This is a genomic window from Winogradskyella damuponensis (assembly GCF_039538385.1).
Taxonomy (GTDB): Bacteria; Bacteroidota; Bacteroidia; order Flavobacteriales; family Flavobacteriaceae; genus Winogradskyella; species Winogradskyella damuponensis.
In genome coordinates this window covers 228,978-244,838 of the sequence record NZ_BAABCB010000030.1, presented here as the reverse complement: position 1 = coordinate 244,838, position 15,861 = coordinate 228,978, and the positions used below count along the sequence as shown (strand labels likewise).

Sequence of the window (15,861 nt, the reverse complement as noted above, 5' to 3'; positions counted from 1 at the left end):
GAAAGAGCACATGAAGCGAAATACCCTTATAAAAAACGCTAAAATCGTTAACGAAGGAAAAATTGTCGAAGGAGATATTCTTATCGAAGACAATATTATTAAAGAAATAGATATCTCAATAAGTGTAAAGTCTGCGGATATGACCGTTATTGATGTTGAAGGTAATTACGTATTGCCAGGCATGATTGACGATCAGGTGCATTTTAGAGAACCCGGATTAACCCATAAAGCAAATATAGAAACCGAATCTAAAGCGGCTTTGGCTGGAGGGATTACGTCTTTTATAGAAATGCCAAATACCAATCCACAAACAACAACCGTAGAAAGGTTAGAAGAAAAATTTGCTATTGCTGCAGAATCTTCACATGCTAATTATTCGTTTATGTTTGGAGGAACAAATGATAACTTAGATGAGATTTTAAAAATCGATCCTAAGACTGTTGCAGGTTTAAAATTGTTTTTAGGATCTTCTACAGGTAATATGTTAGTTGATGACCCTAAGGTGATTGAAAAAATATTTTCAAGTACAGATATGGTAATTTCTGTGCATTGTGAAGATGAAGCAACTATAAAAGAAAACTTGGCTAAATACAAAGCGGAGTATGGAGATGACATTCCTATGGAAAAACATCCAATTATTAGGAGTGAAGAAGCTTGTTATATTTCGTCTTCTAAAGCCATTGAATTAGCCAAGAAAACAGGTGCTAGACTGCATGTGTTTCATTTATCAACAGGGAAAGAAACGAGTTTGTTCTCTAATAAAATTCCGTTAAAAGATAAAAAGATTACAGCAGAGGTTTGTGTACATCATTTGTGGTTTTCGGATGAAGACTATGCTAAAAAAGGAAGCTATATAAAATGGAATCCTGCGGTAAAAACAGCAAAAGATAGAGATCAACTTTGGAAAGCGTTATTAGATGATAGAATAGATGTTATAGCAACAGACCATGCGCCACATACGCTTGAAGAGAAAAATAATCCATACACCAGTGCGCCTTCAGGCGGACCTTTAGTGCAACATGCTTTAGTGGCGCTATTAGAAGCGCACCATCAAGGTAAAATTTCAGTAGAAAAAATAGTAGAGAAAGCCTGCCATAATCCTGCTATATTATTTAATGTAGAAAAGCGTGGTTATATAAGAGAAGGATATTTTGCAGATTTAGTTGTTGTAGATCCACAAAGTCCTTGGACTGTAAATAAAAGTAATATTCTTTATAAATGTGGATGGTCTCCTTTTGAAGGGAATACATTTAAAAGTAGAATAACACATACTTTTGTTAATGGGCAATTAGCCTATAACAATTTTAAGGTTTTAGACGTTAAAGCAGGGCAACGATTAACTTTTAATAGATAAAATGTTTAAACGAATTAGCTTATTATTAATATTAGGAATTTTGGTTTTAGCATGTAATGGTTTTGATAAACCCAAAAAGCCGGATAATTTAATTTCAGAAACTCAGATGTCTGAGCTTTTGTACGACTTATATATTGTTAATTCAGCAAAAGGAGTAAACAAAAAAATATTGGAAGCTAATGGCGTTATTCCAGAGTCTTATATTTTAACAAAACACAATATTGATAGCGCTCAATTTGCAGATAGTAATACGTATTACACTTATGATACAGAAGCTTATAAAGCTATTGTAGAGCGTGTAAAAGCAAGATTAGAAAAAGAAAAACAAGAATTACAAGAATTAGCAGAAAGAGAGAACGACTCAATAAAAAGACGTAAAGATTCTATTAAAAGTTTGAATAAAAGTAAAAGAGGCGGGGTAAAGGTTAAAAAGCAAAATGCTAAAGGTCTTTTAGGTACAATTGACTCACTTCCTCAATAGAATCATTTATAGGTTTGAATTTAAAATCTAAAGCTTTTTTCAATTTTGAAGCATCAAACTTCGAAATTCTAACGGCAGATTTTGCGTTTTGTTTGGATAAATTTCTTGGCCTTCCTAGAATCTTATGATTTAACCAATCTAGTCGCCAAGCAATTTCTAATAACCATGGTTTAGCTTCTTTTGTTGGAGGTTTAACATCTAAGGCTTTAGCGGTTTTAATCTGTAAAGTTTTAAAACTTAAGTTTTCAGAAACTAAAATAAACCCTTCATTTTTAATGTTGCTGTTCATGAGTTGTTCCATAGCATTTACGACATCCCAAACATCTATATAGCCCGTAATACCATTGGTGTAATATCTCATGCCCTTAAATATTCGCTTAAATAAACTACCGCTACCTCCTTCATTCCAATATCCTGCACCTAAAATAATTCCTGGATTTACAATTACAGCATTTAAACCCTCTTGAGTTCCACGCCAAACCTCTAGTTCTGCTCCATATTTGGTTATGGCATACACACTATTGTCGTCTTCAGGATTCCAATCGGTTTGTTCGTTTATTAATTTTTCGGGATCACTATGATGTCCTACAGTAGCAACAGAGCTTACATAACACAGTTTTTTAATCTGATGACTTATGCATAAATTAACAATGTTAGCGGTGCCTTCAATATTTACTTTTCGTAGTGTATTATATTTGTTAGGTTCAAAAGAGATATAAGCAGCACAATGATAGACGTGAGTAACGCCTTTAAATGCATCACTTAATTTTGGAACGTTATTAAGATCTGCTTCAACCCATTCAATTTTATTAAAAAGCACTTCGGCATTATCAGAAAAGTAAGAAAAGACATGTTTTACGCGTGTTAATGTTTTCTTATTCCTATATATTGAACGAATAGGAATGTTACTTTTTAAAAGTTGAAATAGTAAATGCGATCCAACTAACCCTGTTCCACCTGTAACTAATACCAATTGATCTTTAAAATTAGGCATAAATAAATTGAATTATTTTTAGATGAGTTGAAGTAGGAAATAGTAGTGAGCCAATAATTGCAGTTGTCTTTTCAAATGAAAAATAAGCAGAAAATAAACGAATTATAGGTGTCATTAGGCGAAGTTAAAAATCTTACAGCTATTTTAGTGTTAGAGCTTTGTTAATAAGCTTAGGGATATCATAATTATTGATTCCTAAATTGGTTTAAAATTGTCTTTTGTCTTTAAAAGCGGAAACATATCTTTGCGCAAATCAATTTGAAACTAAAAAGCAATGGCAAATAAGTTTGTAGAAGAATTACGTTGGAGAGGAATGGTACACGATATCATGCCTGGTACAGAAGAACAATTAGATAGTGAGATGACAACTGCCTATATTGGTTTTGATCCTACATCAGATTCGTTACACATTGGTAGCTTAGTACCAATAATATTATTAGTTCATTTAGAAAAAGCAGGTCATAAACCTGTGGCTTTAGTAGGTGGTGCTACTGGTATGATTGGTGATCCTTCTGGTAAAAGTGACGAACGTAATTTATTAGATGAAGTCGCTTTAGCGCATAACGTTGCAGGAATAAAAAGCGTATTATCTCGCTTTTTAGATTTTAATTCTACTAAAAAAAATGCTCCAGTATTAGTGAATAACTACGATTGGATGAAAGATTTTAGTTTTATTGACTTTGCTAGAGATGTTGGTAAACGTATCACAGTAAATTATATGATGGCTAAAGATTCTGTGAAAAAACGTTTTTCTGGTGACGAAGGAAGCGTTGGTATGTCTTTTACAGAGTTTACTTACCAATTAATTCAAGGTTACGATTTTCATCACTTATACAAAACCATGGGCTGTAAATTGCAAATGGGAGGTAGTGACCAATGGGGAAATATTACTACAGGAACAGAATTGGTAAGACGTATGCATGATGGTGAAGATCAAGCAAAAGCTTATGCTATGACCTGTCCTTTAATTACAAAAGCAGATGGTTCTAAATTTGGAAAATCGGAAGGTGGTAATGTTTGGTTAGATGCCGATAAAACTTCTGTGTACAAATTCTACCAATTTTGGTTAAATTCTACAGATGAAGATGCCGAAAAGTACATTAAAATTTTTACGTTTTTAGATAAAGAAACGATTGAAAGCTTAATTAAAGACCATAAGGAAACTCCGCATTTAAGATTGTTGCAAAAACGCTTAGCCGAAGAGGTTACTATTTTTGTACATAGCAAAGAGGATTACGATAATGCTGTTAAAGCTTCTAAAATATTGTTTAGTAAAGATTTTAAAAATGAAATTAAACAATTACCAGAAACTTTGTTCTTAGATGTTTTTGAAGGAGTAAAGCATGCCGAAATTTCTGAATCAGAATTTAATGAAGGTGTGGATATGATTGGAGCTTTAGCTGCAAAAACCAACTTTTTAAGCTCTAATGCAGATGCAAGACGTGCTTTAAAAGAAAATGCTATAGCTGTAAATAAAGAAAAAGTAAAAGAAGATTATATATTGTCTGCAGAAGATCTAATTCACGATAAATATATTATTCTTAGTAGAGGTAAGAAAACCAATTTTATTTTGAAAGTGGTTTAATAATCTAATAAAATAATTTTATTTAAGACCTGTCTAGTTAAAAAACAAGATAGGTCTTTTTTTTGCTTTATGGCTAACTTTGGTAGGCTTATAAAAGTAAATTACTAGGTTTTTATTAACTTACACTTCAGATGAAGCAAACAAAACAACTAGCAAATCGATTAAGAGAAGTTATTCTTAATGGTACTTGGATTGCAAACACTAATTATAAAAACCAATTAGAAGATTTAGATTGGAAGCTTGCAAATGTAAAATTTGAATCCTTTAATACCATTTCAGATTTAGCTCAGCATATTCATTATTATATCTCTGGAATAACAAATGTGTTTGTTAATAATACACTTGAAATAAGGGATAAGTATAGCTTTGATTTTTCCCCAATACAATCACAACAAGAGTGGGAAAGGTTTTTAAATCAATTTTGGAACGACACCGCACAACTAGCTAATTTAATAGAAAAACTACCGGAAGAAACCTTAAACAATGAGTTTGTAGATAAAAAATACGGTACATTTTTACGAAATATTGATGGTATGATTGAGCATAGTTATTATCATTTGGGGCAAATAGTATTGATTAAAAAAATCCTATTAAAAAATTAAATAATAGTTTTTATAGTATAAAAAAAGTGCCCAAAATTACTTCTGAGCACTTCTAACCAATCAATCAACTATTGAAAACCTTTCTTTTTCATAGCTTTACAATAGTCGTAGCTAAATCTTTATCCTTACAATATTTGAATTAATTAAATTTAAGTTGGACAAATAGCGTTCAGACCCTATTGCTTTTAGAATATCAAATTTAAATTATAAAGCCATTAAATTACAGCCTCTAATATCTGAATTATCAAATCTTCCAATGATTTCAAAATGGCCATTATCATAGACTTTTCCTAAGTCTTGAGTTGCAATAAATGAACACGAATTTATATTCGCCAAATCAATTACGTTAATGCCGCCTGTTTTGTTAGGCCGCTGTATGGTTAGTGCGTCTTCAGTATCGCGCGTTAAAATTTTCATCCAAGGCGGACATTCAAAAATGCCATTACCTTTAGAATAAGCTTGACTTAAAAGCTCAGTCATACCATATTCACTGTGAATTTGCTCGACACCAAAACCAGTTTGTAAAATTTGATGCAGCTCTTGTCTGATAATTTCCTTTCGTCTGCCTTTCATACCACCAGTTTCCATGATTGTAGTATGATTTAAGTTAAGCTGAAATTGCTCAACCAAATCTAATAAAGCAAAAGACACTCCAATAAGCAGTGTTTTCTGTTTTTTAGTTTCTAAGGCTTTTAATGTATGTGCTAACTCTTCAATATTGTTAAGGTAAAATCCACTTTCAGTTTGTTTAGATTTATCAATTAAATCATTCACCATATATATAAGTGAAGACCCATCACGTTCTAAATAAGAAGGAAGTAACGCTAATACCACATAGTCTTCAATATCACCATAAAAGTGCTTAAAAGCTTTTGTATAACTGTCTTCATAAAGTTTTACGTCGGTGACTAAATGCTTACTTGTTATACTTCCAGTTGTACCAGAGCTAGAAAAGGTTTTTTCTATAGGTTGTACAGTGCTTAAAACATCGTACGATTTAAAGAACTGAATAGGTAAAAACGGAATATCTGAAGTGCACTTTACATCTGAAGGATGCTTATATAATAAGTCACAAAATGAGCGATACACTTTATTGTGTTCAAACTGAAATTTAAAAACGTCTAAAGCTAGGCTATCAAACTCAGCTCTAGATGTAATCTTAAAAATGTCGTCTTTAGAAATCATGCCGCAAAAATATGGAAAATAAAAAAGCGTCTCGATAATTTTCGAGACGCTTTAAGTATGATTTTAAAATATACTTATTTAATCACTAATTTCTTAGTAGTTGAAGTATTGTTTTGAGTGATTTTTACAATGTAAACACCAGACTTTAAGTTAGCAACATTTAATGTGTTGTTAGTTAAAGTTTCGTTTTTAACTTGCTTACCTAAAATATCAAATACTTGAACAGAGATTGCTTCACTATTTCTAGATGTAATAGAAACAAAACCAGTATTTGTTGGGTTAGGATATAAGCTAAATGTATTAGCATTAAAATTAGCAACACTTAATGGTGGTGCAATATCGCTAATATATCTAGGTAAAATTTGATAATCATCAATAAATTGACCACCTATTCCTGTAACACTTACAGCTCCTGCAGGGATTGCACTACCAATTAAATCTTCATCTCCAAAATTAACTCTTACAACAGTAATATCAGAACCATCAGCCACGTCATAGCTTGTATTGTCTGTAAATGTTCCTGCATCAGCAAAAGTTACATTGTTTAAAGTAATTAAACGGCTTTCGTAAGCTTCTCCGTTATTAATAAGTTCAGAAGCACTTACTACTATCGGAGTTAATGTATTTCCTGTAGAAGAAGCTGTTGCGTTTTCATTAGGGACAAATTGAAGTGTGTTATTAAACTCAGTAAGTTGTCCTTTTAAGCCAGTAATACCGTCACCATTGTTAAAAGCAGTAGTTAATATACCACCATTATCGTCAATTAAGATTCCAGCACCTCCATCTTGGATGTATTTTTGGTTTCTTGTTCCATCAGTTATTATGTAAGAAATAATAGCTTCACCAGTTAATTCGTAAAAATCACCAATTGTTCCAGCACGTAATGCTGTGATATCTGCTACTTGGTTAACTCCTGTGATCTCAAAAGAAACACTAGTTGTTATCGGGCTAGCTAAAGGTTGGTGACTGTTATCTACCAATTCTAAATCTAATGTGTGATTTCCAATTGATAAGCCTGTTAAGCTAATTGGGTCTGTATCATATTTCATAACAACAGATCCACCATCAAGTGTATAATGGATATGCCCATCAATACCAGCACCTGGATTACCAACGGTAAAGTTTTGTACGCTTATTTCAACGTCAACATCAGCACTTGGAATAGATGCTCCATTTGTAGGGTAAGTTACACTTAATGTAGGTATTGCAGTAGCTTCTTGGAAGAAAGAAAAGTCATCCCAATATACAACAGCACCATTATAAGTTCTTACTTCAAAATAAAATTCGTTAGCAGTTGCAGGAGCTGTTACTGTTGTAGTATATTCTGTCCATTCGTTGCCGTTATTGTCAAAATAACCAGAAGAACCTACACCTTGTAAGACATCTGCATCTGTAGTATTGTCATTAGCGCCATCTAAAGCCCATTTAGACCAAACTCTAGCATCTGTACCATCGCCAGATTCTACTTTATACCATAAAGAAAGTGTATAAGAAGTTCCAGGAGTAATACCAGATATTCTTTGTCCTAAATCACTTGTGCCACCAGTGTGTTTTACAGCAGAAGTACCACCATGTACTACGGTAGTTTCTTGTTCTGCACTTTCAGCTACAGTCCAACCCGTTGGAGTCGTAGCATCATCCCATGCTTCAAAAGTTCCATTTACTAATAACTCCTGTCCATAAGAGGAAGAAGCGATTAATAAGGTAAATAATAAAAAGTAAATTTTCTTCATAATTGATTATTTATAAAAGTTTAGATTACAAATATAGCAACAAATAGTGAATTTTAAGAATCAGATTCGTTAATACTTATCATTTTACAATAAGTTAATATGGTAAATATCAGGGGCTTCTTAGTTTCAGTGATTTATATTTTCAATGTTAGGGAATTGTTATCAATTCAATATTTTTAGAGAGTTAAGATGGATATATTTTATATTTACAATTATTAAAACGAATATACCATTGAAAAAGAAAGACATTAAGATACTATTAGTAGATGATGAGCCAGATATTTTAGAGATTGTAGGTTACAATTTATCTGCTGAAGGTTATCAAGTTATTAAAGGCGAAAATGGTTTAGAAGCTTTAGAACTAGCAAAAAAGCATAAACCTCATTTAATTATTTTAGATGTGATGATGCCAAAAATGGATGGTATTGAAGCTTGTGAAAGAATAAGATCGCAACAAGATTTAAGTGAAACAATCATTACGTTTTTAACAGCTAGAGGCGAAGATTATTCTCAAGTGGCTGGTTTTGATGCTGGTGCAGATGATTATATTGCAAAACCTATAAGGCCTAAAGTTTTAATAAGTAAAGTAAAAGCTTTGCTTAGAAGACTTAAACAAACCGAAGGTGATGTTGAAACTATCTTAAAGATTGGTGATTTAGTGATTTATAAAGAAGAATATAAAATCATTAATAAAGGAGTAGAGATTACTTTGCCAAGAAAAGAGTTTGAATTATTATCTTTGTTAGCAACCAAACCTGGTAAAGTTTTTAAACGTGATGAGATTTTAGATAAAGTCTGGGGAAATGAAGTCGTTGTTGGAGGTAGAACCATCGATGTTCATATTAGAAAGCTTCGTGAAAAAATTGGAGACAAATCTTTTAAAACGGTTAAAGGTGTTGGTTACAAGTTTGTAGACTAATGCAAAGTAAAAATTTAAAGAAATCTTATAAATTCGCATTGCGAACAGCACTATATGTAACGTTGTTTACAACGGTTCTTGTTAGTGCTTTTTTGCATTTTTACCACGCCATTAATTGGCATCTTGTATTTTACCCTCTACTATGCTTTCCCTTATGTTTTTTTATTATTCAATATAGGGTTGAACGTTTTATATACAAGCGTGTTAAGAAAATATACGATGATTTAACATTGCTAGAATCTACGAGCTTAAGACAACAACCCATAACTACAGATATGGGCACCTTAACCAAAGAGATTGATAAATATGCCAAAAACAAAAAATTTGAAATCGAAACGCTCAAAATAAGAGAAGAGTATCGAAAAGAATTTATAGGTAATGTTTCTCATGAATTAAAAACACCTTTGTTTACCGTTCAAAGCTATTTACTCACATTATTAGATGGAGGTATTGAAGACGAAAAAATTAGAAAAAAATACCTTACACGAGCAAGTAAAGGAGTTGAACGCTTAACTTATATAATTAAAGACTTAGATATGATTACCAAATTAGAGGTTGGTGATCTTAGTTTGGAGAAAGAGAATTTTGATATCGTTAAATTGGTGCAGAGTGTGTTTGATCTTTTTGAAATGAAAGCCGCTAAAAAAAATATTACCTTAATTTTTGATATCGATTATCCTAAGCCTATTATGGTCTATGCAGATAAGGAACGTATTCAACAAGTTTTAACCAACCTTATTGTTAACTCTATTAAATACGGACGTGAAAAAGGGACTACAGAAGTTAGTATAGAGAACCTTATTAAAAATAAAGCTATTATTAGAGTTACTGATAATGGTGAAGGTATTGCTAAAGCTAATTTGCAAAGGCTGTTCGAACGTTTTTATCGTGTAGATAAAAGTGGTTCTCGTAAAGAAGGTGGTTCTGGTTTAGGCTTGTCTATTGTAAAGCATATTATAGAAGCTCACGAAGAAAAAATATATATAGAAAGCCAATTAGGTGTTGGTAGTGAGTTTTCTTTTACACTAGAAAAGTCCAAATAATTTGTTGTAGTTTACCTGAAATGCTTCAAATTTAAAACCGTTGTAGTTTTCAATCTCAGTTAATTGTTCAATATCAAATTCATCCTGGCTGGCGTAAGGTGCAATATGTTCTGCCTTTAATTTTTTAGCTAAATACTCTTGTTCAAATTGTCCAGGAGTAGGAATAAAAAAGGCTTTCTTTTCAAGTTTTGCTAAATCCATAATAGAAGTGTATCCAGACCTGCCCAATACCATATTACTTGTATTAATTGCCGTTTCCAATTCTGTACTAGTCATATAATTGTATATGCTTATATGCTCTTGTTGCGTTTGGGTTTGTTTAGGGGCTACAACACCCTTTATAAAGCAGATGTTTCCTTTATAGGATTTTAATTCTATAAGTAATTTTTCTTCTAAAAAAGTGCGTTGAGGTTCTGGCCCAGAAAGCACTACTAGAAGTTGATATTTGATTTTTAAATTTTGTTTTTCAAACCGAGATAAAGGACCTAAATATTTTAAAGTTGCTTCAAAATTTTCAGGATGTCCTAAAACACCACTAAGATTTTTAGAGCCTTTATAGTCAGGAATCCAACATTCATCAAATTTTGAAATGATATGTTGATGCATTTTTGAGCTCAGCCAAGTAGTATTCCCACTTAAAACTTGCAATTGATGTGTTATAAATACAGAAGGTATAGATTTATGTCTTACTCCAAAACGATTATCAGAGATGATACCAGCTATAGGATTCGTTTTTATAAACGCTTTAATGGCTTTTTTTTCTTTTTTAATCGTTTTTAAAAGGTGAGGTGAGTCTTTTAAAAGTTTAACCTTAAAGTTCTTTGGATTTTTAGAATACGTTATGTTGTATGAAGGCAGTTCCAAAGATTCAAGCTTAGGAAATTCTTTTCTTAATAATTGAAGTGCAATCCCATCACTGGCAATTATCGGTTCAAAATTATGACGTATTAATTCATTTATAATAGGAATACATCGTGTAGCATGACCTAAACCCCAATTTAATGGGGCGACTAAAACCTTTTTATTGTTTTGATTCTGTTTCAGTAATTATTTATTTTAGATATGTATCTACGAAACAAAGGTAAACCTAAAATGTTTCCTTAATTTTACCGAATTATTATAAAAATAAGAAATTAGAATAATTGTGGGAAGTAAAAATAAACTCAAGCGTTTTAGGGAAAACGAAACCTTTCATAATGTATATCAGCCAACACGAGAAGAATTGGTTGATGCAACATACCAATTAAAAGGCAAATGGAAAGCCGAAGTATTTAAAAATAATAACCCTTTAGTCTTAGAATTAGGTTGTGGAAAAGGAGAATATACTGTTGGCTTAGCAAAACGTTATCCTCATAAAAATTTTATTGGTATAGATATTAAAGGAGCACGTTTCTGGAGAGGAGCAAAAACAGCCATTGAAGAAAATATTCCAAATGCAGCATTTATTAGAACACAAATAGAATTAGTTGCTCATGTGTTTGAAGAAAATGAAGTTGATGAAATATGGATTACATTCCCAGATCCACAAATAAAATACCAGCGTACAAAGCACCGAATGACTAATTTACAGTTTTTAGAACGCTATAAAAAAATATTAAAGCCAGGTGGTGTAATGCACTTAAAAACAGACAGCGAATTTATGCATGGTTACACCTTAGGTTTGTTACATGGTTCGGGTTATGAAGTGTTGTATGCCAACCACAATGTTTATAAATTAGAAGGCAGTCCTAAAGATGTTACTGAAATTCAAACCTTTTACGAAAGCCAGTATTTAGAGAAAGACAAAGCAATTACGTATATTAGATTCAAAATCAACTAAAACTTGAGTATCACTGTTATTTTTTTTTTAGGGCTTATAGTGGCAATTATTGGTGTTATTCCGCCAGGTTTGCTTAACATGACAGCTGCAAGGATAAGCCTAAAAGAAGGAGCAGGACGAGGCATTATGTTTTCTACAGGTGTTAGTATTGTTGTATTTATTCAAACATATATTGCCGCTATTTTTGCAAGGTATTTAACCAATCATCAAGACATTGTAGAAATTCTTAAACGTGTAGCTTTTATTATTTTTGTACTTATTACCATATACTTTTTGGTGTTGGCATCAAAGCAAAAAGAGTCAAAACCAGAAACCGAAATAAAAAGTAGGCATGGTAGATTATTACATGGCATGTTATTGTCTGCATTAAATGTATTTCCTATTCCATATCAAGCTTATATGACCATTACTTTGGTGTCTTTTGGCTGGATGAATTTTGAAAAATTAAGCATAATTACTTATGTTACTGGTGCCTCAACAGGAACATTTGTAGTGTTATATTTTTATATTTTCTTTTTCGATAAGATTAAAGATAAGGCCTTTACTTCACAAAAAAACATGAACTATATTATAGGTAGTGTTACAGGGATAGTTGCTTTAATTACTTTTATTAATATTATAAAAGCGTGGTAATATGCAACCAGAAACTTTAGGTTTTTTTGAACGTGTTTATGGCGTTGCAAGGCAAATTCCTTACGGTAGAGTAACAAGCTACGGCGCAATAGCCAAATATTTAGGAGCAGGCAAAAGTGCCAGAATTGTTGGTTATGCTATGAATGGTTCTCATGGTAAAGATGTTCCTGCACACCGAGTTGTCAATCAAAAAGGATTGTTAACAGGGAAGCACCATTTTGAAGGAACCAATCTTATGCAGCAACTTTTAGAGAGTGAAGGTATTGAAGTTGTAGATCATCAAATCCAAAATTTAGACGCTATTTTTTGGGATCCTGCCAAAGAGCTTTAGTTTTAATTAAATAATAGCTTTACTTTCTAATGAGAGTATTGGTAACCTATTTAGATGTTATTTTAGGTTTGCTTTTTTGTCTATCTCTAGAGCGATTACTAAACCAAATCCACCTATTGCACAATTCAATTTTAGCGCTTCAAATTCTAAACTTTTCTAAGTACCTTTGCGCATAGAATTAATCTTAATAAAAAGAGATTAGGCGCTGTAATTTAGATACTTTTCTCTCTACTCATAATTGATATGAAACTAAAAAAACAAGATATACTTAACGCTTTAAAAACTATAACAGCACCTGGTGAAGGTGAAAATATGGTAGATAGCGGAGCTGTAACTAATGTCGTCACTTTTGCTGATGAGGTAATTGTTGATATTACAATAAGAAACCCAAGCCTTCAGGCACGTAAAAAAACAGAAGTCGAAATTTTACAAACCATTCATAAAAAGGTTTACGAAAAAGCTAAAATAAAAGTCAATGTAAAAGTTGATGCACCTGCAGCAGCACCAAAAAACGAAATTAAAGGAAAAGCAATTCCAGGCATTCAGAATATTGTAGCCGTTGCTTCTGGAAAAGGAGGTGTAGGGAAATCTACTGTAACAGCAAATTTAGCGGTTACTTTAGCAAAAATGGGCTTTAAAGTTGGTGTTTTAGATGCTGATATTTACGGACCATCAATTCCTATTATGTTTGATGTAGCGAATGAACGTCCATTATCTGTAAATGTAGATGGAAAGTCTAAAATGAAACCTGTAGAAAATTACGGTGTTAAAGTATTGTCTATCGGTTTTTTTACAAAACCAGATCAGGCTGTAATTTGGAGAGGACCAATGGCATCTAAGGCATTAAATCAAATGATTTTTGATGCGGCTTGGGGAGAATTAGATTTCTTACTACTCGATTTACCTCCAGGAACAGGAGATATTCACTTAAGTATTATGCAGGCATTACCTATTACAGGAGCTGTTGTGGTAAGTACACCTCAAAATGTAGCTTTAGCAGATGCTAAAAAAGGCGTGGCAATGTTTCAGCAAGATAGTATCAATGTACCTGTTTTAGGTATTATAGAAAATATGGCCTACTTTACACCTGCAGAACTTCCAGAAAATAAATACTATATCTTTGGAAAAGAAGGAGCTAAGCACTTGGCAGAAGATTTAAACGTGCCATTTTTAGGTGAGGTACCATTAATTCAAAGCATAAGAGAAGCAGGTGACTTAGGAAGACCAGCAGCAATGCAAACCGCAACACCAATTGAAGCCGCTTTTGAAGCAATTACAAGAGATGTTGTTCAACAAGTGGTTAACCGTAATGAAGCATTACCAGCTACCGAAGCTATAAAAATCACAACAATGGCAGGTTGTTCTGCTGTTAAAAAAAATTAGATGAGCACAGAAGAACTTAGATTAAACGTAGAAAAAGCATTGGATGAAATCCGCCCGTTTCTACAAAGTGATGGAGGCGATATTAATTTATTATCTATTGACGATGATAAATTTGTAAAAGTACAACTTGTAGGTGCTTGTACATCGTGTAGTGTTAATCAGATGACTTTAAAATCTGGTGTAGAGATGACCATTAAAAAATATGCTCCACAAATCGAAAAAGTTATTAATGTAGAATAGTAATGTGACATTTATCACATTCTGAATAAAATGACATTAGTAATTTTGTATTCAATATTACATTCATGATTACAACAGATATACTTATTATTGGAGCTGGCCCAACCGGACTTTTTACGGTTTTTGAGGCCGGACTTTTAAAACTAAATTGCCATTTAATTGACGCATTACCACAACCAGGCGGCCAATGTTCTGAGCTGTATCCTAAAAAACCAATTTATGATATTCCAGCTTATCCTGAAATTTTAGCAGGCGATTTAACAGAGAAACTCTTAGAGCAATGCAAGCAATTTGAACCTGGATTTACCTTAGGTGAGCGTGCAGAAACCATAGAAAAACAAGAGGATGGAAGTTTTATTGTAACTACCAATAAAGGGACAAAACATAAGGCGCCTGTAATCGCTATTGCAGGTGGATTAGGAAGTTTTGAACCTCGTAAACCACTATTAGATAATATTACAGATTATGAAGATTGTGGAGTAGAGTATATGATTAAAGAACCAGAGCTTTATCGCGATAAAAAAGTGGTTATTGCAGGTGGTGGAGATTCGGCTTTAGATTGGAGTATCTTTTTAAGTGATATTGCTTCGAGTGTAACATTAATTCATAGACGAAACGAATTTAGAGGACATCTAGACTCTGTAGAGAAAGTTCAAGAATTAAAAAATAGTGGTAAAATAAATCTAATCACTCCAGCTGAAATCACTGCAATTAATGGAAACGGTAAGGTTGAAAATGTAGAGGTAACTAAAAAAGGCGAAGCACCTATTTTGGTAGACACCGATCATTTTATTCCGCTTTTTGGATTATCTCCTAAATTAGGTCCAATTGCAAATTGGGGACTAGAGATAGAAAAAAATGCCATAAAAGTTAATAATGCTTTAGATTACCAAACCAATATACCAGGTATTTACGCTATTGGAGATGTCAATACGTATCCTGGAAAATTAAAATTGATTCTTTGCGGGTTTCATGAAGCGACATTAATGTGTCAATCGGCTTATCAAATTATAAACCCTGGGAAACGCTATGTTTTAAAATATACGACAGTTGCAGGTGTTGATGGATTTGATGGTACACGAAAAGAAGCACCAAAAGCAGTGGTTAAAGCGATACAATAATGGACAATTTAGATATAAATATTACAATCATTGATAGAGATGGTGTAAAGCATCAAATTGAAGCTCCAACAGATATGGCTATGAACTTAATGGAAGTTGTTCGTTCTTATGAGCTAGCTCCAGAAGGCACCATTGGAATTTGCGGTGGTATGGCTATGTGTGCATCTTGTCAATGTTATGTGTTAAGTGATACGGAATTGCCAGAAATGCAGGACGACGAAGAAGCTATGCTCTCCGAAGCGTTTTACGTTAAAGATAATTCACGTTTAGGTTGCCAAATACAAATAACGCCAGAAATGGAAGGCTTGGAAGTGGAGTTGGCTCCTGAGTCTTAATAATTTCATATGAAGGCAGGAATCTCATAATTATATCAATAAGTCTATGCCTTAAGAAGAATAAGAAGTGAAAAGGAAATGGTAATTGATGTTACGGTTATCA

At 32.7% G+C, this 15,861-nt stretch carries 17 protein-coding genes; 13 read left to right on the top strand and 4 right to left on the bottom strand.

Translation table 11 applies throughout. The features are described from left to right. The first annotated feature begins 10 nt into the window (after nt 1-10). Nucleotides 11-1,354 carry a dihydroorotase gene (locus tag ABD730_RS16260; protein WP_334465643.1) on the top strand — a complete coding sequence of 448 codons (1,344 nt, stop codon included), beginning with the start codon at nt 11-13 and terminating at the stop codon, nt 1,352-1,354. Between the two features lies 1 nt (nt 1,355). Then, nucleotides 1,356-1,835, top strand: a complete 480-nt coding sequence (locus ABD730_RS16255; protein WP_344715982.1) for a DUF4296 domain-containing protein — start codon at nt 1,356-1,358, stop codon at nt 1,833-1,835. Here the strand turns inward: ABD730_RS16255 and ABD730_RS16250 are convergent. After that, complete coding sequence (locus tag ABD730_RS16250) at nt 1,795-2,829, bottom strand: NAD-dependent epimerase/dehydratase family protein (protein WP_344715980.1); 1,035 nt, start codon at nt 2,827-2,829, stop codon at nt 1,795-1,797. The two genes, ABD730_RS16255 and ABD730_RS16250, sit on opposite strands and share 41 nt — an antisense overlap. 274 nt (nt 2,830-3,103) lie before the next feature. On the opposite strand from ABD730_RS16250, the gene tyrS reads away from it, so the two are divergent. Both tyrS and ABD730_RS16240 read left to right on the top strand, forming a co-directional pair. Continuing rightward, nucleotides 3,104-4,414: a tyrosine--tRNA ligase gene (gene tyrS / locus ABD730_RS16245; protein ID WP_334465637.1), complete on the top strand. Its 1,311-nt coding sequence runs from the start codon at nt 3,104-3,106 to the stop codon at nt 4,412-4,414. Between the two features lie 131 nt (nt 4,415-4,545). Further along, nucleotides 4,546-5,016, top strand: a complete 471-nt coding sequence (locus ABD730_RS16240) for a DUF1572 domain-containing protein (protein WP_344715978.1) — start codon at nt 4,546-4,548, stop codon at nt 5,014-5,016. 204 nt (nt 5,017-5,220) lie between these two features. Here the strand turns inward: ABD730_RS16240 and ABD730_RS16235 are convergent, their stop codons facing one another. Together ABD730_RS16235 and ABD730_RS16230 are read right to left on the bottom strand one after the other, a co-directional pair. Continuing rightward, nucleotides 5,221-6,201 carry a LuxE/PaaK family acyltransferase gene (locus ABD730_RS16235; RefSeq protein WP_344715976.1) on the bottom strand — a complete coding sequence of 327 codons (981 nt, stop codon included), beginning with the start codon at nt 6,199-6,201 and terminating at the stop codon, nt 5,221-5,223. A 74-nt stretch (nt 6,202-6,275) separates the two neighbouring features. After that, entirely contained in the window at nt 6,276-7,934 is a 1,659-nt protein-coding gene (locus ABD730_RS16230) for a T9SS type A sorting domain-containing protein (protein ID WP_344715975.1), read from the bottom strand. Nucleotides 7,935-8,166: 232 nt separating this feature from the next. Here ABD730_RS16230 and ABD730_RS16225 point away from each other — a divergent pair, with 232 nt between their 5' ends. Continuing rightward, nucleotides 8,167-8,853 (top strand): response regulator transcription factor, encoded by a 687-nt coding sequence (locus ABD730_RS16225; RefSeq protein ID WP_215926917.1) that lies wholly within the window; start codon nt 8,167-8,169, stop codon nt 8,851-8,853. Further along, nucleotides 8,853-9,896: a sensor histidine kinase gene (locus ABD730_RS16220; protein ID WP_334465624.1), complete on the top strand. Its 1,044-nt coding sequence runs from the start codon at nt 8,853-8,855 to the stop codon at nt 9,894-9,896. Before ABD730_RS16225 ends, ABD730_RS16220 begins: the two co-directional genes overlap by 1 nt. Here the strand turns inward: ABD730_RS16220 and ABD730_RS16215 are convergent. Further along, nucleotides 9,879-10,760, bottom strand: a complete 882-nt coding sequence (locus ABD730_RS16215; protein ID WP_344715973.1) for a glycosyltransferase — start codon at nt 10,758-10,760, stop codon at nt 9,879-9,881. The genes ABD730_RS16220 and ABD730_RS16215 overlap by 18 nt on opposite strands. A 280-nt stretch (nt 10,761-11,040) precedes the next feature. Between ABD730_RS16215 and trmB the strand changes: the two genes are divergently transcribed. From trmB to ABD730_RS16180, 7 genes are all read left to right on the top strand, one after another. Then, the gene (trmB, locus tag ABD730_RS16210) at nt 11,041-11,715 is read left to right on the top strand and encodes a tRNA (guanosine(46)-N7)-methyltransferase TrmB (protein WP_334465618.1); all 675 of its coding nucleotides are present in this window, start codon (nt 11,041-11,043) and stop codon (nt 11,713-11,715) included. A 3-nt stretch (nt 11,716-11,718) separates the two neighbouring features. Continuing rightward, entirely contained in the window at nt 11,719-12,348 is a 630-nt protein-coding gene (locus ABD730_RS16205) for a LysE family transporter (RefSeq protein WP_334465615.1), read from the top strand. Nucleotide 12,349: 1 nt separating this feature from the next. Beyond that, nucleotides 12,350-12,679 (top strand): MGMT family protein, encoded by a 330-nt coding sequence (locus ABD730_RS16200; RefSeq protein WP_215926925.1) that lies wholly within the window; start codon nt 12,350-12,352, stop codon nt 12,677-12,679. 243 nt (nt 12,680-12,922) lie between these two features. After that, nucleotides 12,923-14,062 (top strand): Mrp/NBP35 family ATP-binding protein, encoded by a 1,140-nt coding sequence (locus ABD730_RS16195; protein WP_334465608.1) that lies wholly within the window; start codon nt 12,923-12,925, stop codon nt 14,060-14,062. Then, the gene (locus ABD730_RS16190; RefSeq protein WP_215926929.1) at nt 14,063-14,302 is read left to right on the top strand and encodes a NifU family protein; all 240 of its coding nucleotides are present in this window, start codon (nt 14,063-14,065) and stop codon (nt 14,300-14,302) included. 65 nt (nt 14,303-14,367) lie between these two features. Next, nucleotides 14,368-15,423 carry an NAD(P)/FAD-dependent oxidoreductase gene (locus tag ABD730_RS16185; protein WP_334465601.1) on the top strand — a complete coding sequence of 352 codons (1,056 nt, stop codon included), beginning with the start codon at nt 14,368-14,370 and terminating at the stop codon, nt 15,421-15,423. After that, nucleotides 15,423-15,758 carry a 2Fe-2S iron-sulfur cluster-binding family protein gene (locus tag ABD730_RS16180; RefSeq protein ID WP_334465599.1) on the top strand — a complete coding sequence of 112 codons (336 nt, stop codon included), beginning with the start codon at nt 15,423-15,425 and terminating at the stop codon, nt 15,756-15,758. Before ABD730_RS16185 ends, ABD730_RS16180 begins: the two co-directional genes overlap by 1 nt. Nucleotides 15,759-15,861 lie beyond the last annotated feature (103 nt).